Consider the following 17,852-nt stretch of genomic DNA (forward strand, 5'->3'; position numbering starts at 1 on the left):
TCCCCATGCAGCCCCAGCGTCTCACCATCCTAGGTTCCACCGGTTCCATCGGCGTCAGCACTCTGGACGTCGTCCGCCGCCATCCCCAGCGCTACCGGGTGGTGGCTCTGTGTGCCCACCGGCAGGTGGACAAGCTGGCGGAACAATGCCGGGAATTCCTGCCATCTTATGCCGTGGTCGGTACCGAGGCTCTGGCCCACGATTTGAGGGGCCGGCTGGCGGGGCTCTCCATCGAGGTGCTGCACGGTCCCCAGGCCTTGTGCCAGATGGCGGAGCTGGCGGAGGTGGATGCGGTCATGGCCGCCATCGTCGGTGCGGCCGGTCTGGCCCCTACCCTGGCCGCGGTCCGTTGCGGCAAGAAAGTGCTGCTGGCCAACAAGGAAGCCCTGGTCATGGCCGGGCCGGTATTCATGGCTGCAGTGGCCCGGCATGGCGCCACGTTGCTGCCTATCGATAGTGAACATAACGCTATTTTTCAATCACTTCCGATTAATTTCTCAAGTAATTTGTCAAGAAATGGGGTGCGTCGGATTCTGCTCACCGCCTCCGGCGGGCCGTTCCGCAACGCCACGGCAGAGAGTCTCGAATCGGTCACGCCGGATCAGGCCTGCGCCCATCCCAACTGGGTCATGGGGCGCAAGATTTCAGTGGATTCGGCTTCCATGATGAACAAGGGCCTGGAGGTGATCGAGGCCCACTATCTGTTCAACGTGGCCGCCGACAAGATCCAGGTGGTGATCCATCCCCAGAGCGTCATCCATTCCCTGGTGGAGTATGTGGATGGCTCGGTGCTGGCTGAACTGGGCAACCCGGACATGCGCACTCCGATTGCCCATGCACTGGCCTTTCCCGAGCGCATCGAGTCCGGGGTCGGCCCTCTCGACCTGTTCCAGGTTGGCCGGCTGGATTTCCAGGAGCCCGACAACCGGCGTTTCCCCTGCCTCTCCCTGGCCTATCGGGCTCTGGCGGAGGAGGGCAGTGCCCCGGCCCTGCTCAACGCAGCCAACGAAGTGGCAGTGGAGGCATTCTTGGCCGGTACCATCGGCTTTACCGCTATTCCCCGCGTCATTGAGGCGACCCTCGATGCCATTCCCGCGGTCGCCGTGGGCAGTCTTGACGACGTGATGGGCGCGGATGCCCAGGCCCGTGCCAAGGCCAGGGAACTGTTGGCCCGGGAATCGCTGCGGTGAGCAACTTCCTTTTCTACCTGGCGGCATTCGCCGTCGTCCTCGGTATCCTGATCGTGGTGCACGAACTGGGACATTATTGGGTCGCCCGGCTTTGCGGCGTGAAGGTCCTGCGCTTTTCCATCGGTTTTGGACGGCCAATTTTTTCGCTGTTCTCCGGGGCGGACCGTACCGAATGGGCCGTCGGTGCCTTCCCGCTGGGCGGCTACGTCAAGATGCTCGACGAGCGGGAGGCTCCCGTGGCGGCCCAGGAACTGCACCGGGCCTTCAATGTGCAGCCGGTGGGCAAGCGCATGGCCATTGTGGCGGCGGGCCCCCTGGCCAACCTGTTGCTGGCGGTCCTGGTTTACTGGGGGCTTTTCTACAGCGGCACCGAAGAACTGCGCCCCATCCTGGGTGCGCCACCGGCCGCCTCCGCGGCCGCCGAGGCGGGTATTCAAAACGGCGAAGTGGTGGTCCGGGTGGATGGCCGGCCGGTGCAGACCTGGCAGGATTTCCGCTGGGAACTGCTGCAGTCCAGCGTCAATAAGTCCGCTGGTGCCGAAGGTGGAGAGCCCGATCCCGGCTATGTGAGTATCGAAGTCCAGGACGCCCGTCAGCAAATCGTATTCCGGCGCCTCAACCTGGCACCCTTGAGGGAGCAGGGTTACGAGGGGGACCCGCTGGGGCTCCTGGGGGTGAATTTTTTCCGGCCCCAGCTGGCGCCGGTGTTCGGCAAGGTGACGCCCGGCAGTCCGGCGGAGGCCGCGGGGCTCCTGAGTGGTGATCGGGTGCTGGCGGTGGATGGTGTGGCCATCGAATTCTGGTCGGATGTGGTGCAGAAAATCCGCAATACGCCGGACCAGCCTCTGCGCCTGAGCATTCTTCGCGACGATGCCCGGCTGGAAATCAGTGTCGTGCCGGAAGGCTATGGGGATCGCGGCGCCAGGATCGGGCGCATCGGCGTCGGCGTGCGCGATGCGGGTCCCAGCCGCGACGAGTTGACGGTCACGGTGCGCTACGATGTGCTGACCGCCTTGTCCAAGGCGGTCGAGGAAACCTGGGAAAAATCCTCCTTCAGCCTGGTGATGATGGGCAAGATGCTGACGGGAGAGGTGTCCTGGCGCAATCTTAGCGGTCCGGTCACCATCGCCGATTACGCGGGGCAATCGGCTCGCATGGGCATCGACTACTACCTCAAGTTTTTGGCCCTGGTCAGCATCAGTCTGGGCATCCTCAATCTGCTCCCCGTGCCGGTGCTGGATGGCGGGCATTTGATGTATCATATGATTGAGATTATCAAGCGAGGACCAGTCTCGGAGCGGTTCATGGAGATTGGTCAACAAATCGGGCTGGCGCTGCTTTTGTTGCTCATGGCGTTTGCCTTCTACAACGACATCAACCGATTGATTTCCGGCTGAATATGAACAAAAACCTGTTGGCAGGGGCTGTTGCGGCGCTTTTCGCTTCTGCTGCCCAAGCCTTCGACCCGTTTGTGGTCAAAGATATCCGTGTTGAAGGCATTCAGCGTACCGAAGCCGGTACCGTATTCAGCTACCTGCCGGTCCGAGTTGGCGACACCCTGAATGACGAGCGTGCTGCTCAGGCCATCAAGGCCCTGTTCGCCACCGGCTTTTTCAAAGACGTCCGAATTGAAATTGATGGTGATGTCTTGGTTTTGGTGCTTGAAGAGCGCCCAGCCATTTCCCAAATCGATTTTATTGGTTTGAAAGATTTTGATAAAGACCAGTTGAAAAAAGGTTTAAAGGAAATTGGTCTTGCTGAATCTCGTACCTTTGATCGATCCTTGTTGGAAAAGGCTGAGCAGGAGTTAAAGCGCCAGTACCTCTCTAGAGGCAAGTACTCCGTTGAGATAAAAACAACTGTTACTCCCTTGGAGAGAAACCGTGTTGCAATCAACTTTGCAATTGACGAGGGCGATGCTGCCAAAATTCGGCAGATAAATATAGTTGGAAATCAAGCCTTTAAGGAAAAGGAGCTGCTGGAGCTATTTCAGTTGCAAACTCCTGGATGGCTTACGTGGTACACAAAAAATGACCAATACTCCAAGCAAAAACTTTCTGCGGATATCGAGAATTTAAAGTCATTTTATCAAAATCGTGGATATCTTGAGTTTAATGTAGAGTCCACTCAGGTTTCAATTAGTCCTGATAAAAAAGATATATATATTACCGTAAGTATATCTGAGGGAGAGCGTTATACTGTGGCGTCACTCAAGCTTGCAGGTGATTTGGTTGCGCCTGAAAGCGAATTGCGTCAATTGGTCAAGGTAAAAGCTGGTGACATTTTTTCTCGAGAAAAGCTGAATGAAACTCAGAAAGCCATTTCTGACCGATTAGGGAAGGAAGGATACGCTTTTGCTAACGTTAACTCTGCTCCAGAAATCAATAAAGAAAAGAGGCAAGTAGCATTTACCATTTTCGTCGATCCTGGAAAACGAGTTTATGTTCGCCGTATCAATATAGGTGGCAACACTCGAACTCGTGACGAAGTGATTCGCCAAGAGATGCGGCAGATGGAAGGGGGGTGGTACGACTCTGAAAAGATTCAGTTGTCGAAGCAACGCGTCGATAAATTGGCATATTTTTCAGACGTTACTCTTGATACGCCTCCTGTTCCGGGGACTAGTGATCAAATTGACGTAAATATGAATGTGACTGAGAAGCCTACTGGCAGTCTGATGCTAGGGGCCGGCTTTTCCAGTTCAGATGGTGTTATTTTATCTGGTTCTATTGCTCAGAATAATCTTTTTGGCAGCGGGAAGTCAGTGTCGATCTCGGTAAACACTGCAAAGTCTCGAGAAACTTACTCTTTCTCATATACTGACCCATATTTTACTGTCGATGGCATTAGCCAGGGTTTTGATATTTACAAAAAAACCTATGACCCAACAAGCACTAGCTATGCGAAAAGTTACAAAACTTCCTCTATTGGCGGAGGCTTGCGTTGGGGTATTCCGATAGCGGAGAAAGAAAGTGTCAGTTTTGGTGTTGCCATCGACAAGACAGACATTAGTACGTTTGATGATAGCCGTCAGATTTATAAAGATTTTGTTTCTGAATTTGGAAATTCTAATACTTCTGCAACTGCTAATCTTGGTTGGGGGCAGGATGCTCGAGACAGTGCAATTTATCCCACCCAAGGATCGGTAACGCGGGTCGGTGGGGAAATAGCGCCTGCAGGTAGTTTAAAATTTTACCGCACCAATTTTCAGCACCAACGCTACATTCCTCTTACTAAGGATTTGGTCCTTATGCTAAACGGTGAGCTTGGTGTAGGTAATGGCATCGGTGGAAAAGCATTGCCGTTTTATCGCAGCTATTACGCCGGTGGTGTAACTTCAGTACGCGGATATGACGTTGCTAGCCTAGGTCCTCAGCAAAATGGCGAAGCAATTGGTGGTAACAAGCGAGTTGTGATGAATGCCGAATTGCTATTCCCGCTACCAGGAATTGGTATGGATAAAACTTTGCGTCTGGGATGGTTTGTTGACGCAGGCCAAGTTTTTGGTAGAAAGGATGATTTAGGGCGTTATTCAAAGATTAGCATGGCTGATTTACGTTACTCGACTGGTTTGTCTGTTGCTTGGACTTCACCAATGGGACCGCTTAAGTTTAGTATCGCGCAGCCGCTGAATGATAAAGAAGGTGACAAAACACAAGCCTTCCAATTTACTATGGGTACTAATTTTTAATCAGGAGAGACTGGTTTGAAATACAAAATGCTTAATGTCGGTGCCGCCGCTGTCCTGTCTGCATTTCTGGTTGTGCCTGCTTTTGCCAATGAAGCGAACAAGATCGGTTACGTGAATACCCAGCGGGTGTTCCGCGATGCCCCCGCCGCCGTCAAGGCCCAGAAGAAGCTCGATGCCGAGTTTTCCCGCCGGGACCAAGACCTCCAGGTCGTTGCCAAGAAACTGCAGACCTTGCAGGAAAGTCTGGAAAAGAACGGCGTCACCATGTCCGAGAGCGAGCGCCGCAACAAGGAGCGCGAGCTGAACGATCTGAACCGCGACTTCCAGCGCCGTCAGCGCGAGTTCCGCGAAGACCTGAACCTGCGCCAGAACGAGGAAATGGCCGCCGTGCTGGAAAAGGCCAACAAGGCCATCAAGCAGATCGCCGAGAACGAGAAGTTCGACCTGATCCTGCAGGATGTGGTCTGGGTCAGCCCCAAGCTGGACATCACCGACAAGGTGATCAAGGCCCTGTCCGACGACAAGGCCGGCAAGTAAGCCGATTTGCCAGGGGGCCGCGTGACGGGGGAGGGGATTCGTCTTGACGAAATCGTCGCCCGTCTGGGAGGCTCCCTGCTGGGTGACGGTGCCGTCCGGATTTGCGGGGTGGGCACCCTGGCCGGGGCCGGCGAGGGGCAGATCAGCTTCCTCTCCAACCCCAAGTATCGCAGCCAGCTGGCGAGCACCCGGGCGGCCGCGGTCATCGTGCCGCCGGCCATGCAGGACGGCACGGACCGGCCCCGCATCGTTGCCGCCAATTCCTACACGTATTACGCCCGGGTAGCCCAGCTGCTCTATCCGGCTCGTCAGCCAAAAACGCCGGTGCATCCGAGCGTGGTGCTGGGGCAGGATGTGCAATTGGGCGAGGGCGTGGTGATCCATGCCGGCTGCGTCATCGGCGACGGTGCCAGTATCGGCGACGGTTCGGTGCTGCATCCCAATGTCACCGTGTATGCCGGTTGCCGCATCGGCAAGCGGGCCCTGATCCATGCCGGTGCCGTGATCGGTGCCGACGGCTTCGGTTTCGCCAAGGATGGCGAGGCCTGGCTGAAGATTCCCCAGGTGGGGCGCGTCATCATCGGCGACGATGTGGAAATCGGCGCCAACACCACCATCGACCGGGGCGCTATCGAGGACACCGTGATCGGCGACGGCGTCAAGCTCGACAACCAGATCCAGGTCGGCCACAACGTGGTGATCGGCGACCACGCGGCCATGGCCGGCTGCGTCGGCATCGCCGGCAGCGCCCGCATCGGCAGGCGCTGTACCGTCGGTGGCGGTGCCATCATCCTGGGCCACCTGGAGCTGGGGGACGATGTGCATGTCTCTTCCGGCACCCTGGTGGCCAAGAGCCTGAAACAGCCCGGTCAATACACCGGAGCCTTCCCCGTGGAGCGCCACGAGGGCTGGCTGAAGAATGCGGCCCACCTGCGCCATCTGTCGAAGCTGGCGGACCGGGTCCATGAACTTGAAAAAAAACTTAGTGAGCTGGAGAAAAAATCTTGACCAATATGGATATTCACCAAATTCTCGAATACCTGCCCCACCGTTATCCCATCCTGCTGGTGGACCGGGTGCTCGAATGCGAGCCGGGCAAGAGTATCCATGCCATCAAGAATGTGACCATCAACGAGCCCTTCTTCAACGGCCACTTCCCGCACCATCCGGTCATGCCCGGCGTGCTGATCCTGGAAGCCCTGGCCCAGGCCGCTGCCATCCTGTCCTTCAAGACCATGGGTTCCAAGCCTGACGACAAGTCCGTCTATTACTTTGCCGGCATCGATGGTGCCCGCTTCAAGAAGCCGGTGAGCCCGGGCGACCAGCTCAACCTGCATGTGGAGATCATCGCCAGCAAGCGCGGCATCTGGAAGTTCAAGGCCGAAGCCCGGGTCGATGGTCAGCTGGCCACCGAAGCCGAACTGATGTGCACCGTCCGTTCCATCGAGTAAGCCCATGATCCATCAGACGGCCATCGTCCATCCCGGAGCCAGGCTCGGAGCGAACGTCTCCGTCGGCGCCTATTCCATCATCGGCGAGCATGTGCAGATCGGTGACAACACCGAGATCGGTCCCCATGTGGTGATCGAAGGCCATACCACGATCGGTCGGGACAACCGGATTTTCCAGTTCTGCTCCATCGGTGCCGAACCCCAGGACAAGAAGTACGCCGGCGAACCGACCCGTCTGGAAATCGGCGACCGCAACGTCATCCGGGAGTTCTGCACCTTCAACCTGGGCACCATCCAGGACGGCGGCGTCACCCGCCTGGGCAACGACAACTGGATCATGGCCTACGTGCACCTGGCCCACGACTGTCAGGTGGGCAACCACACCATTTTCGCCAACAATGCCCAGCTGGCCGGCCACTGCCATGTGGACGACCACGCCATCCTCGGCGGTTTCACCGTGGTGCACCAGTTCGTGCGCATTGGTGCCCATTCCATGACCGGCATGGGCACCATCCTGTTCCAGGATCTGCCGCCCTACGTCACCGCTGCCGGCAATACGGCTTCGCCCTACGGCATCAACAGCGAGGGCCTGAAGCGCCGCGGTTTCTCCTCCGAGGCGGTGATGGCCCTGAAGCGGGCCTACCGGGCCATCTACAAGTCCGGCCTGACCCTGGAAGAAGCCAAGGCCAAGCTGGAGGCCGATCTGGCCAAGCATCCCGAATACCAGCTGTTGCTCGATTTCCTCGCCGTGTCCAAGCGCGGCATCGTTCGGTGAGGCCATGGCGGGCAACGGAATCCGTATCGCCATGGTGGCGGGGGAAGCCTCGGGCGACCTCCTGGCCAGCCATCTGATCAAGGCGCTCAAGCAGCACCTGCCAGACGCCACCTTCTACGGCATCGGCGGCCCCAAGATGTCGGCCCAGGGCTTCGATGCCTGGTGGCCCCTGGAAAAGCTGGCGGTGCGCGGCTATGTGGAAGTGCTCAAGCACTACCGGGAAATCACCGGCATCCGCCGCCAGCTGAAAAAGTGCCTGCTGGAGGAAAAGCCCGATGTCTTCATCGGCGTGGACGCGCCGGATTTCAATCTGGATCTGGAGCGGGGCCTGAAAAACAAGGGCATTCCCGCCATCCACTACGTCAGCCCCTCCATCTGGGCCTGGCGCGGCAAGCGCATCCACAAGATCGCCCGTTCCGTCTCCCGCATGCTCTGCCTGTTCCCCTTCGAGCCGGCCCTGTACGAGGCCAAGGGCGTGCCGGTAGACTACGTGGGCCATCCGGTGGCCGACATGGTGCCCCTGGAGATCAACCGCCAGTCGGCCCGGGAAAAGCTGAACCTGCCCCTGGAGGCGCCGATCTTCGCCTTCCTCCCCGGCAGCCGCCAGTCCGAGCTGGAGTACATGGCGGACACCTTCATCGAGACGGCCAAGCGCATTTACGCCCGCATGCCCAAGGCCCTGTTCCTGGTGCCCCTGGCCACCCGGGAAACCCGCCTGCTGTTCGAGACCGCCATCTACCGCCATCAGGCCCTGGATGTGCCGTTCACCCTGCTCTTCGGCCATTCCCACGATGCCATGGCGGCCGCCGACACGGTGCTGGTGGCGAGTGGCACCGCCACCCTGGAAGCGGCGCTGCTCAAGCGTCCCATGGCCATCGCCTACCGCATGGCGCCTTTCTCCTGGCGGCTCATGAAGCGGATGAAGTACCAGCCCTGGGTGGGCCTGCCCAACATCCTGGCCGGCCAGTTCGTGGTGCCCGAATTCCTGCAGGACGATGCGACGCCGGACAACCTGGCCCAGGCCCTGCTCAACCTGCAGACCGACAAGCTGCTGCGTAGCCGCATCGAGGACGAATTCACCCGCATCCACCTGCAGCTGCGCCAGAACACGGCGGAGAAGGCGGCGGCGGCCATCCTTTCCGTGCTCGGGCGCCGTCCCGTGCGGGCCGACGATGTCCCTGCAGCTGTTTGACGACCTGGTCTGCGGCATCGACGAAGCCGGCCGCGGCCCCCTGGCGGGCAGCGTGGTGGCGGCGGCGGTGATCCTGGACCCGGCCCGGCCCATTGCCGGCCTCAACGACTCGAAAAAGCTGAGCGCGGCGAAGCGCGAGGCCCTGGCCCCGGAAATCCGGGAAAAGGCCCTGGCCTGGTGTGTGGCGGAAGCCTCCGTGGCCGAGATCGACCGTCTCAACATCCTCCACGCCACCATGCTGGCCATGCAGCGGGCCGTGGCCGGCCTTGCCGTGGTGCCCCTGCGGGCCCTGGTGGACGGCAACCGCTGCCCCAAGCTGGCGGTGCCGGCGGAGGCGGTGGTCAAGGGCGACGGCAAGGTGGCCTGCATTGCCGCCGCCTCCATCCTGGCCAAGACGGCCCGGGACGAGGCCATGCTCGACCTGCACCGCCAATACCCCGAATACGGCTTCGACCGCCACATGGGCTACCCCACGGCGGACCATCTGGAGCGCCTGCGGCAGCATGGGCCGAGCCCCATCCACCGGCGCTCCTTCGGCCCGGTGAAGCTGCTGCTGGCCCAGGCCGAGCTGTTCTGAACCATGCGCTTCGTCGAATCCTCCGACAATCCCGCCTACCGCCAGTTGCGGCGCCTCTGCCAGTCCGGCCGGGAGCGGCGCAAGACCGGCTTTTCCGTGCTCGACGGCATGCATCTGCTGACGGCCTACGAGGAACGCTTCCAGAAGGTGCGGGAGCTGTTCGTCAGCGAGGCGGCCCGGGACAAGCCCGAAATCGCCGCCTACCTGGCCGCCTCAGCCGGCATCAAGCAGACGGTGCTGAGCGAGCGCCTGTTCGAAGACCTGGGGCTGGTGGATACGCCCACCGGCATCGTCGGCCTCATCAATACCCCGGTGCCCGCCGCCGGCCCCGACGCCCAGGGCGATGCGGTGCTGCTGGACGGTGTGCAGGACCCGGGCAACCTGGGCTCCATCCTGCGTAGCGCCGCCGCCGCCGGTTTCCGCCAGGTGCTGTTGAGCGCGGATTGCGCCCAGGCCTGGGCACCCAAGACCCTGCGGGCGGGGCAGGGCGCCCATTTCCAGACGGTCATCCATGAGAACCAGGACCTCTGCGCCTTTCTGGCCGGCTATGGCGGCAAGGCCGCCGTTACCTGCCTGGGGGCCCAGGGCGATCTCTTCGATGCGGACCTGCGCGGCCCGGTGGCCTGGGTCTTCGGTTCCGAAGGGCAGGGCGTGCGGCCCGCCGTGCTGGCCCTGACCAATGCGCCCCTGGCCATTCCCATGCCGGGGGGCAGCGAATCCCTCAACGTGGCTGCTGCCGCCGCCATTTGCCTGTTCGAGACGGTGCGCCAGCGGCGCTGAGCCGCAGCAGCGAGAGCAGTACCTTGAAGCGGCCCGGCCTGAAATGCAGCAGGGGCGCCATTCTTCCCGGCCTATGGCTGGAGAATGGCGCCCCTGCTGCCTTGTAGGGCGACGGGTTTAGAAGCTCAGCCGTTCCAGCTTCACTTCCTGCATGATGGTGGTGGAGATTTCCTCGATGGACTTGGTGGAGGAATCGAGCCAGCGGATGTCGTGCTGGCGCATCATCTTCTCTGCCTCCTTGACCTCGTAGCGGCAGTTTTCCAGGGAGGCGTACTTGCTGTTGGGGCGCCGTTCGCTGCGGATCTGGTTGAGGCGCTCGGGCTGGATGGTGAGGCCGAACAGCTTCTCCCGGTGCTTGACCAGGCTGTCGGGCATCTTCATGCGCTCGAAGTCTTCCGGAATGAGGGGGAAGTTGGCCGCCTTGACCCCGAACTGCATGGCCAGGTAGAGGCTGGTGGGCGTCTTGCCGCAGCGGGAGACGCCGACGAGAATGACGTCGGCCTGCTCCAGCCCCTGGTTGGTGACGCCGTCGTCGTGGGACAGGGTGTAGTTGATGGCCTCGATGCGCTGCTTGTAGTCGTTGGTGTCGATGGAGCCGTGGGTGCGGCCGATGGTGTGGGTGGACTTGACGCCCAGCTCCGCCTCCAGGGGCACGATGAAGGTGTCGAAGAAGTTCAGGCAGAGGACGTTGGCCTCGCTCAGGATGCGGTTCAGGTCCCGGTCGATGAGGGTGGAGAAGACGATGGGCCGGGCGCCGTCCAGGATGGTCGCTTCCTTTAGGCGTTCCAGGCATTCCCGGGCCTTGTCCGTGGAATTGACGAAGGGAATCCGCACCATCTTCAGGCGCACACCCTCGAATTGGGTGAGCAGGCTGTGTCCCAGGGTTTCAGCGGTGATGCCCGTGCCATCGGAGATGAAGAAGATGGTGCGGGAGGGGAGATGGGACGGCGCTTGAGTCATGGATTTCCCTAATCGGCGGGTCAAGTGTTGTGGAAGGCGCTAAAATAGCGGTTTCCCGATTTTGAAACAATCTTCAGAGGACTTCATGAGCGATTATGTAATCGGTTTCGACCAGCTGCGCATGACAGATGTGGACCGTGTCGGCGGCAAGAACGCCTCTCTCGGCGAAATGATCAGCCAGCTGGCCAATACCGGTGTGCGGGTTCCCGGCGGTTTCGCCACCACGGCCCATGCCTATCGGGAGTTCCTGGCCCATGAAGGCCTGGCCGCCCGCATCGAGGCTGAACTCTCCAACCTGGACGTGGATAACGTCAATGCCCTGCTGGCTGCCGGTGCCAAGATCCGCCAGTGGATCATCGACACCCCGTTCCCGGCCCAGCTGCAGAACGAGATCAAGGCCCACTACGACGCCCTGATCGCCGATTCCACCGCCGACGCCTCCTTCGCCGTGCGCTCCTCCGCCACCGCCGAGGACCTGCCCGACGCTTCCTTCGCTGGCCAGCAGGAAACCTTCCTCAACATCCACGGCTTCGACAACATCCTTCACGCCATGAAGGAAGTGTTCGCCTCCCTCTATAACGACCGCGCCATTTCCTACCGCGTGCACAAGGGCTTCACCCACGCCGAGGTGGCCCTGTCCGCCGGCGTGCAGCGCATGGTGCGTTCCGACAAGGGCGCCGCCGGCGTGATGTTCACCCTGGATACCGAATCCGGCTTCCGCGACGCCGTCTTCGTCACCGCCTCCTATGGCCTGGGCGAAACCGTGGTGCAGGGTGCCGTGAACCCGGACGAGTTCTACGTGCACAAGCCCATGCTGGCTGCCGGCAAGAAGGCCGTGATCCGCCGCAACCTGGGTTCCAAGCTGATCAAGATGACCTTCTCCGCCGAGAAGGTGGCCGGCAAGTCCACCATCACCGAGGACGTGGCCGAAGCCGAGCGTCACCGTTTCGCCATCAACGATGCCGAAGTGGAAGAGCTGGCCCGCTACGCCATGATCATCGAAAAGCACTACCAGCGTCCCATGGACATCGAGTGGGGCAAGGATGGCGTGGACGGCAAGCTGTACATCCTGCAGGCCCGCCCCGAGACTGTGAAGTCCCAGGAAGGCCACGGCCGCGTCGAGAAGTTCAAGCTCAAGTCCTTCTCCAAGGTGCTGGCCTCCGGCCGCGCCATCGGCCAGAAGATCGGCGTCGGCCCGGTGCGCGTGGTGCACGATCCCTCCGAGATGGACCAGGTCAAGCCCGGCGACGTGCTGGTGGCCGACATGACCGATCCCAACTGGGAGCCGGTGATGAAGCGGGCTTCCGCCATCGTCACCAATCGCGGTGGCCGTACCTGCCACGCCGCCATCATCGCCCGGGAACTGGGCATCCCCGCCATCGTCGGTTGCGGTGACGCCACCGAGACCCTGGCCGAAGGCGAAGTGGTCACCGTCTCCTGCACCGAAGGCGATACCGGCCACGTTTATCGCGGGAAGCTGGACTACGAAGTGACCTCCCGCGATCTGGGCACCATGCCCGAGATCAAGACCAAGATCATGATGAACGTGGGCAACCCGGAGCTGGCCTTCGAGTTCTCCCAGTTGCCCAACGCCGGCGTCGGCCTGGCCCGGGTCGAGTTCGTCATCAACAACGTCATCGGCATCCACCCCAAGGCCATCCTGGAAATCGACCGTCTGCCCGCCTCCAAGCGGGAAGAGATCCTGCGTCGCGCCCGGGGTTACGCCAATCCGGTGGAATTCTTCGTCGAGAAGCTGGCCGAGGGTGTGTCCACCATCGCCGCCGCCTTCTGGCCCAAGCCCGTCATCGTGCGTCTCTCCGACTTCAAGTCCAACGAGTACCGCAAGCTACTGGGTGGCGATCTCTACGAGCCCGAGGAAGAGAACCCCATGCTGGGCTTCCGCGGCGCCTCCCGCTACATCGCCAGCACCTTCCGTGACTGCTTTGCGCTGGAATGCCGGGCCATGAAGAAGGTCCGCGAAGAAATGGGCCTGACCAACGTGGAACTGATGGTGCCCTTCGTGCGCACCGTCGATGAAGGCAAGGGCGTGGTCAGCCTGCTGGCCGAACATGGCCTCAAGCAGGGCGAGAACAATCTCAAGCTGATCATGATGTGCGAGATTCCCTCCAACGCCCTGCTGGCCGACCAGTTCCTGGAAGTGTTCGACGGCTTCTCCATCGGCTCCAACGACCTGACCCAGCTGACCCTGGGCCTGGATCGTGACTCCGGCCTGGTGGCTTCCCTCTTCGACGAGCGGGACCCGGCGGTCAAGACCCTGCTGGCCATGGCCATCGCCTCCGCCAACAAGAAGGGCAAGTACGTCGGCATCTGCGGCCAGGGCCCCTCCGACCATCCGGATCTGGCCGAGTGGCTGATGGACCAGGGCATCTCCTCCATCTCCCTCAACCCGGATACGGTGGTGGACACCTGGACCCGCCTGGGCGCCCACAAGGCCAGCTAAAGGCAAAGGGAGCCCGTCTCCCTGACGACTGCGGAAAAGGCGCCGAGTGTACAACTCGGCGCCTTTTTTCATGGCATGCCCAGAAGGCAGGAGGGACGCGGTTTTCCGGATTGGGTGCACGGAGATGGGCATCCATTCTGGCTTGTGGGGGAGGTGCTGGTGCGAGGCTGGAAAAGACGTGCTACCGAGGCCGGCGGCTAGGCCCGGGCCTTGAAGGTGGGCAGGGAAATCTTGAAGACGATGGCGGCCCAGCGCAGGCCGAAGATCAGCGCCGCCGCCAGCCAGGCGGCCCAGACCGGGGAAACGCCGAGGGCCTGCAGGCCGATCAGCAGCAGGCAGCCGGCCAGGGCGGCCGAGGCGTAGAGTTCGCCGGGGAGGAAGATCAGGGGCACCTGGTTGCAGAAGATGTCCCGCAGCACGCCGCCGAACACCCCGGTGATGACGCCCATGAGGCTGGCCACCAGCCAGGGTGCATGCCAGTGCAGGGCGGCCTGGGTGCCGAGGACGGCAAACAGGGCCAGGGCCAGGGCATCCGGATAGAGGAAAAGGCGAGGGGAGATGGGGCGCCGGCGGACGATGAAAAAGGTGAGAATGCCGGTGGCGAAGGCGGTGATCAGATAGGTCTGGTCCACCACCCAGAAGACATTGCGGTCCAGCAGCAGGTCCCGCACCGTGCCGCCGCCCAGGCCCGTGGCCACCGCCACCATGACCGTGCCGACCAGGTCCATGCCCTTGCGTTCGGCTTCAAAGACGCCGGTGGCGGCACCAACCGCCACGGCCACCAGGCCGACCCAGTAGAGCAGATCGGCCAGCAGCATCAGACCTTGACCCGCATCAGGCGCTGCTTTTCCCGGTCCCAGTCGCGCTGCTTCTCGGTTTCCCGCTTGTCGTGCATTTTCTTGCCCTTGGCCAGGCCCACTTCCACCTTCACCCGGCCCCGGGTGTAGTGCAGGTCCAGGGGGACGAGAGTGAAGCCGGCCCGTTCCACCTTGCCGATGAGCTTGTCGATCTGCTCCCGGTGCAAGAGCAGCTTGCGGGTGCGGGTGGCTTCGGGATGGACGTGGGTGGAGGCGGTGTAGAGGGGCGTCAAATGCATGCCCAGCAGCCAGATTTCGCCGTTCTTGATGACGACGTAGGATTCCTTGAGATTCACCCGTCCGGCACGAATGGCCTTCACTTCCCACCCTTCGAGGGCGAGACCGGCTTCGATCTTCTCCTCGACGAAGTAGTCGTGAAAGGCTTTCTTGTTGGTGGTGATGCTCATTGGGCCGGGCTTTCCGCTAAAATTGGCAATTCTACAAGGATTCGGGAAAAAAGGCCGCCCATGGCCCTGGTGGAAAAATCAGTATTGATCGAGTTTTCGGCCCAGCAGATGTTCGATCTGGTGGACCGGGTGGAGGACTATCCCCAGTTCCTGCCCTGGTGCAGCTCCACGGAACTGAAGTTCCGCGACGGGCAGAAGACGGCGGCGACCCTGCATATCAACTATCACAGCGTCAAAAGCCACTTCACCACCGAGAACGACAAGGAAATTCCCCTGTGGATGAACATCCGCCTGGTGGATGGTCCCTTCCGCCGCCTCGAGGGGCGCTGGGTATTCAAGCCCCTGGCGGAAAAGGCCTGCAAGATCGAATTCACCCTGAGCTACGAGTTTTCCAGCAAGCTCTTTGAAAAGGTGATCGGTCCCGTCTTCAATCACATTGCCAATACGTTCGTCGAAGCCTTCGTCAAACGTGCGGCCCAGATCTATGGCTGAAAAAATCAACGTCGAAGTCGTCTACGCCCAGCAGCGCAAGCAGGACCTGGTGTCCGTCAAGCTGGAGGAGGGCGCCACCGTGCGCCAGGCCATCGAGGCCTCGGGCCTGCTGGAGAAATATCCGGAAATCGACCTGGCCAAGAACAAGCTGGGCATCTTCGCCAAGCTGGCCAAGGCCGACGCGGTGCTGCGGGACAAGGACCGGGTGGAAATCTACCGCCCCCTCATCGCCGACCCGAAGGAGGTGCGCAAGCAGCGGGCCGCCGAAGGCAAGGTGATGAAGAAGGGAGCCGGGGATGAAGGCTCCGGCGAATGAAAAAGGCGGCTTCAAGCCGCCTTTTTCATTGTTGGCATACGAGCCTTATTTGCAGGCCTCGTTAACCAGCTTTTGCGCCTTGGCGGCTTCTGCGGCCCGCTGGTCGTCGTCCAAAAACTCTCGCTCTCCGGCATCGTTGCGTCGCACGATCCGTTCGCCGGACTGGTAGAGCTGCAGGTTGCGCCGGGCGTTGTCGCAGTTTTCCTTGCGTCGGGCCAGTTCGGCCTGTTCTTCCTCTGCCTTCTTGGCCTTTTCCTGGCGGCTCTGCTGCTCCTTGCGGAATTCCATTTCCTTTTCCGCCAGGGTCTTGGGTGGGGGAGACGGAGTTTCGCTGCTGGCGGGCGGTGTGTTGATCACCCGTTTCTGCTGCACCTTGCCCACGGGAGGCTTGTCGGACATGACGGTGCGGCCGTTTTCGTCCTTCCAGGTATAAATTTGTGCCAGTGCCGAAGTGGCTGCGAAAAGCAGGGATATGGCAGCGATTCGGGCAATATGGGGACGGTTGCCGGAGGATGTCGCAGGCCGGAATGGGAAGATGGGCATGCCTAGGCTCTTTTCCGAGGGTAATCCAGTCCCGTATAATACGTTTTTGAGACTCCGGATCAAAGCCATGCGTGTAATCCAGAAGGCCTTGACGTTCGACGACGTCCTGCTTGTCCCCGCCCATTCCAACATCCTGCCTCGCGACGTCAGCCTGGCCACCCGCCTGACCCGCAACATTTCCCTGAATCTGCCCCTGGTGTCCGCCGCCATGGACACCGTGACCGAAGCCCGCCTGGCCATCGCCATCGCCCAGGAAGGCGGCATCGGCATTGTGCACAAGAACCTCTCGGCCAAGGCCCAGGCCGCCGAAGTTTCCAAGGTCAAGCGCCACGAAGCCGGCATCCTCAAGGATCCCATCACCATCACCCCCAGCATGACCATCGGTGAAGTGGTGGCCCTGACCCGCCAGCACAAGATTTCCGGCCTGCCGGTCTTGGAAGGCAAGAAGGTGGTGGGCATCGTCACCAACCGGGACCTGCGGTTTGAAGGCAAGCTGGATCAGCCGGTGACCAAGATCATGACCCCCAAGGAGCGCCTGGTCACGGTCAAGGAAGGTGCCAGCATCGAAGAGGCCAAGGAACTGATCCGCGAGCATCGCATCGAGCGCGTGCTGGTGGTCAATGACGACTTCGAACTGAAGGGCCTGATCACCGTCAAGGACATCCTCAAGACCTCCGAGCACCCCCTGGCCAACAAGGACGAAGCCGGTCGCCTGCGCGTTGGCGCCGCCATCGGCGTCGGTGCCGGCACCGAGGAGCGGGCAGAACTGCTGGCCGCCGCCGGTGTGGACGTGCTGATCGTGGACACCGCCCACGGTCATTCCCAGGGTGTGCTGGACCGGGTCAAGTGGGTCAAGCAGAACTTCCCCCATGTGGAAGTGATCGGCGGCAACATCGCCACCGCCGCCGCCGCCCGTGCCCTGGTCGATCACGGCGCTGATGGCGTCAAGGTCGGCATCGGCCCCGGCTCCATCTGCACCACCCGTATCGTGGCCGGCGTCGGCGTGCCCCAGATCACCGCCATCACCAATGTGGCCGAAGCGCTCAAGGGCACCGGCGTGCCCATGATCGCCGACGGCGGCATCCGCTTCTCCGGCGATATCTCCAAGGCCATTGCCGCCGGCGCCAACTGCGTCATGCTGGGCGGCCTGTTTGCCGGTACCGAAGAGGCCCCGGGCGAAGTGGAACTGTTCCAGGGCCGCTCCTACAAGTCCTATCGGGGCATGGGCTCCCTGGGCGCCATGCAGGCCGGCTCCTCCGACCGCTACTTCCAGGACAACACCGCCAACGTGGACAAGCTGGTGCCGGAAGGCGTCGAAGGCCGGGTTCCCTACAAGGGTTCCGTGCTGGCCGTGATCCACCAGCTGATGGGCGGTCTGCGCGCCTCCATGGGCTATGTGGGCTGTGCCACCATCGACCAGATGCGGGAGACCGCCGAGTTTGTCGAGATCACCGCCGCCGGCGTCCGGGAATCCCACGTCCACGACGTGCAGATCACCAAGGAAGCGCCCAACTACCACCAGGACTGATCCTCCGGGACCAAGCAAGGGCGGCCAGTTCCAACTAGGCCGCCCTTTTTCATAGCATTGGCTTCATCGCCCCTATTGCCCACATAGCAGACCCA

Annotated in this window: 18 protein-coding genes; 14 read left to right on the forward strand and 4 right to left on the reverse strand. The window is 61.2% G+C overall.

The features are described 5' to 3' along the window. Positions 1-5: 5 nt before the first annotated feature. The 10 genes from ispC to AC1RTA_RS01670 are packed head-to-tail and all read left to right on the forward strand — an operon-like array spanning position 6 to position 10,193. On the forward strand, positions 6-1,190 hold the full coding sequence (gene ispC, locus AC1RTA_RS01625; protein ID WP_492783794.1) for a 1-deoxy-D-xylulose-5-phosphate reductoisomerase: 1,185 nt from the start codon (positions 6-8) through the stop codon (positions 1,188-1,190). After that, a complete protein-coding gene (gene rseP, locus AC1RTA_RS01630) occupies positions 1,187-2,587 on the forward strand; it encodes an RIP metalloprotease RseP (protein WP_492783795.1) in 1,401 nt (466 codons plus the stop codon). The genes ispC and rseP overlap by 4 nt, the downstream gene beginning before the upstream one ends. A 2-nt stretch (positions 2,588-2,589) precedes the next feature. Further along, positions 2,590-4,881: an outer membrane protein assembly factor BamA gene (gene bamA, locus AC1RTA_RS01635; RefSeq protein WP_492783796.1), complete on the forward strand. Its 2,292-nt coding sequence runs from the start codon at positions 2,590-2,592 to the stop codon at positions 4,879-4,881. 27 nt (positions 4,882-4,908) lie between these two features. Next, the gene (locus AC1RTA_RS01640; RefSeq protein WP_492783836.1) at positions 4,909-5,418 is read left to right on the forward strand and encodes an OmpH/Skp family outer membrane protein; all 510 of its coding nucleotides are present in this window, start codon (positions 4,909-4,911) and stop codon (positions 5,416-5,418) included. A gap of 21 nt (positions 5,419-5,439) precedes the next feature. Next, positions 5,440-6,426, forward strand: a complete 987-nt coding sequence (gene lpxD / locus AC1RTA_RS01645) for a UDP-3-O-(3-hydroxymyristoyl)glucosamine N-acyltransferase (protein ID WP_492783797.1) — start codon at positions 5,440-5,442, stop codon at positions 6,424-6,426. Positions 6,427-6,431: 5 nt separating this feature from the next. Continuing rightward, positions 6,432-6,869 (forward strand): 3-hydroxyacyl-ACP dehydratase FabZ, encoded by a 438-nt coding sequence (fabZ, locus tag AC1RTA_RS01650; RefSeq protein ID WP_014237714.1) that lies wholly within the window; start codon positions 6,432-6,434, stop codon positions 6,867-6,869. A 4-nt stretch (positions 6,870-6,873) separates the two neighbouring features. Then, positions 6,874-7,644 (forward strand): acyl-ACP--UDP-N-acetylglucosamine O-acyltransferase, encoded by a 771-nt coding sequence (gene lpxA, locus AC1RTA_RS01655; protein WP_014237713.1) that lies wholly within the window; start codon positions 6,874-6,876, stop codon positions 7,642-7,644. A 4-nt stretch (positions 7,645-7,648) separates the two neighbouring features. Next, positions 7,649-8,836, forward strand: coding sequence for a lipid-A-disaccharide synthase (gene lpxB, locus AC1RTA_RS01660; protein ID WP_492783798.1), 1,188 nt, complete (start codon positions 7,649-7,651; stop codon positions 8,834-8,836). Continuing rightward, positions 8,817-9,413 (forward strand): ribonuclease HII, encoded by a 597-nt coding sequence (gene rnhB / locus AC1RTA_RS01665; protein ID WP_492783799.1) that lies wholly within the window; start codon positions 8,817-8,819, stop codon positions 9,411-9,413. The genes lpxB and rnhB overlap by 20 nt, the downstream gene beginning before the upstream one ends. 3 nt (positions 9,414-9,416) lie before the next feature. Next, positions 9,417-10,193: a TrmH family RNA methyltransferase gene (locus AC1RTA_RS01670; protein WP_492783800.1), complete on the forward strand. Its 777-nt coding sequence runs from the start codon at positions 9,417-9,419 to the stop codon at positions 10,191-10,193. 117 nt (positions 10,194-10,310) lie between these two features. On the opposite strand, the gene ppsR is transcribed toward AC1RTA_RS01670, so the two are convergent. After that, a complete protein-coding gene (ppsR, locus tag AC1RTA_RS01675; RefSeq protein WP_014237709.1) occupies positions 10,311-11,153 on the reverse strand; it encodes a posphoenolpyruvate synthetase regulatory kinase/phosphorylase PpsR in 843 nt (280 codons plus the stop codon). 85 nt (positions 11,154-11,238) lie between these two features. Here ppsR and ppsA point away from each other — a divergent pair, with 85 nt between their 5' ends. Beyond that, a complete protein-coding gene (gene ppsA, locus AC1RTA_RS01680) occupies positions 11,239-13,614 on the forward strand; it encodes a phosphoenolpyruvate synthase (protein WP_492783801.1) in 2,376 nt (791 codons plus the stop codon). A 197-nt stretch (positions 13,615-13,811) separates the two neighbouring features. Here ppsA and AC1RTA_RS01685 read toward each other — a convergent pair whose 3' ends face one another. Beyond that, complete coding sequence (locus tag AC1RTA_RS01685) at positions 13,812-14,432, reverse strand: trimeric intracellular cation channel family protein (protein WP_130458544.1); 621 nt, start codon at positions 14,430-14,432, stop codon at positions 13,812-13,814. Continuing rightward, positions 14,432-14,878, reverse strand: coding sequence for an SsrA-binding protein SmpB (smpB, locus tag AC1RTA_RS01690; protein WP_014237706.1), 447 nt, complete (start codon positions 14,876-14,878; stop codon positions 14,432-14,434). Before smpB ends, AC1RTA_RS01685 begins: the two co-directional genes overlap by 1 nt. Before the next feature lie 60 nt (positions 14,879-14,938). Here smpB and AC1RTA_RS01695 point away from each other — a divergent pair, with 60 nt between their 5' ends. Then, positions 14,939-15,370 (forward strand): type II toxin-antitoxin system RatA family toxin, encoded by a 432-nt coding sequence (locus AC1RTA_RS01695; RefSeq protein WP_130458543.1) that lies wholly within the window; start codon positions 14,939-14,941, stop codon positions 15,368-15,370. Beyond that, positions 15,363-15,686 (forward strand): RnfH family protein, encoded by a 324-nt coding sequence (locus AC1RTA_RS01700; protein WP_205230376.1) that lies wholly within the window; start codon positions 15,363-15,365, stop codon positions 15,684-15,686. The genes AC1RTA_RS01695 and AC1RTA_RS01700 overlap by 8 nt, the downstream gene beginning before the upstream one ends. Before the next feature lie 45 nt (positions 15,687-15,731). Here the strand turns inward: AC1RTA_RS01700 and AC1RTA_RS01705 are convergent, their stop codons facing one another. Continuing rightward, positions 15,732-16,406, reverse strand: coding sequence for a DUF4124 domain-containing protein (locus AC1RTA_RS01705; RefSeq protein ID WP_492783802.1), 675 nt, complete (start codon positions 16,404-16,406; stop codon positions 15,732-15,734). Between AC1RTA_RS01705 and guaB the strand changes: the two genes are divergently transcribed. After that, on the forward strand, positions 16,297-17,757 hold the full coding sequence (gene guaB / locus AC1RTA_RS01710) for an IMP dehydrogenase (RefSeq protein WP_014237702.1): 1,461 nt from the start codon (positions 16,297-16,299) through the stop codon (positions 17,755-17,757). The two genes, AC1RTA_RS01705 and guaB, sit on opposite strands and share 110 nt — an antisense overlap. Positions 17,758-17,852: the final 95 nt, after the last annotated feature.

The organism is Azospira sp. MPR-E4 (assembly GCF_058809645.1).

Bases quoted from the DNA above. Each gene is read 5' to 3' on its own strand.
- ispC (WP_492783794.1), top strand. From the start codon at position 6: ATGCAGCCCCAGCGTCTCACCATCCTAGGTTCCACCGGTTCCATCGGC.
- bamA (WP_492783796.1), top strand. From the start codon at position 2,590: ATGAACAAAAACCTGTTGGCAGGGGCTGTTGCGGCGCTTTTCGCTTCT.
- AC1RTA_RS01640 (WP_492783836.1), top strand. From the start codon at position 4,909: ATGCTTAATGTCGGTGCCGCCGCTGTCCTGTCTGCATTTCTGGTTGTG.
- fabZ (WP_014237714.1), top strand. From the start codon at position 6,432: ATGGATATTCACCAAATTCTCGAATACCTGCCCCACCGTTATCCCATC.
- lpxA (WP_014237713.1), top strand. From the start codon at position 6,874: ATGATCCATCAGACGGCCATCGTCCATCCCGGAGCCAGGCTCGGAGCG.
- lpxB (WP_492783798.1), top strand. From the start codon at position 7,649: ATGGCGGGCAACGGAATCCGTATCGCCATGGTGGCGGGGGAAGCCTCG.
- rnhB (WP_492783799.1), top strand. From the start codon at position 8,817: ATGTCCCTGCAGCTGTTTGACGACCTGGTCTGCGGCATCGACGAAGCC.
- AC1RTA_RS01670 (WP_492783800.1), top strand. From the start codon at position 9,417: ATGCGCTTCGTCGAATCCTCCGACAATCCCGCCTACCGCCAGTTGCGG.
- ppsR (WP_014237709.1), bottom strand. From the start codon at position 11,153: ATGACTCAAGCGCCGTCCCATCTCCCCTCCCGCACCATCTTCTTCATC.
- ppsA (WP_492783801.1), top strand. From the start codon at position 11,239: ATGAGCGATTATGTAATCGGTTTCGACCAGCTGCGCATGACAGATGTG.
- AC1RTA_RS01685 (WP_130458544.1), bottom strand. From the start codon at position 14,432: ATGCTGCTGGCCGATCTGCTCTACTGGGTCGGCCTGGTGGCCGTGGCG.
- smpB (WP_014237706.1), bottom strand. From the start codon at position 14,878: ATGAGCATCACCACCAACAAGAAAGCCTTTCACGACTACTTCGTCGAG.
- AC1RTA_RS01695 (WP_130458543.1), top strand. From the start codon at position 14,939: ATGGCCCTGGTGGAAAAATCAGTATTGATCGAGTTTTCGGCCCAGCAG.
- AC1RTA_RS01700 (WP_205230376.1), top strand. From the start codon at position 15,363: ATGGCTGAAAAAATCAACGTCGAAGTCGTCTACGCCCAGCAGCGCAAG.
- guaB (WP_014237702.1), top strand. From the start codon at position 16,297: ATGCGTGTAATCCAGAAGGCCTTGACGTTCGACGACGTCCTGCTTGTC.
- AC1RTA_RS01705 (WP_492783802.1), bottom strand. From the start codon at position 16,406: ATGTTGCGGGTCAGGCGGGTGGCCAGGCTGACGTCGCGAGGCAGGATG.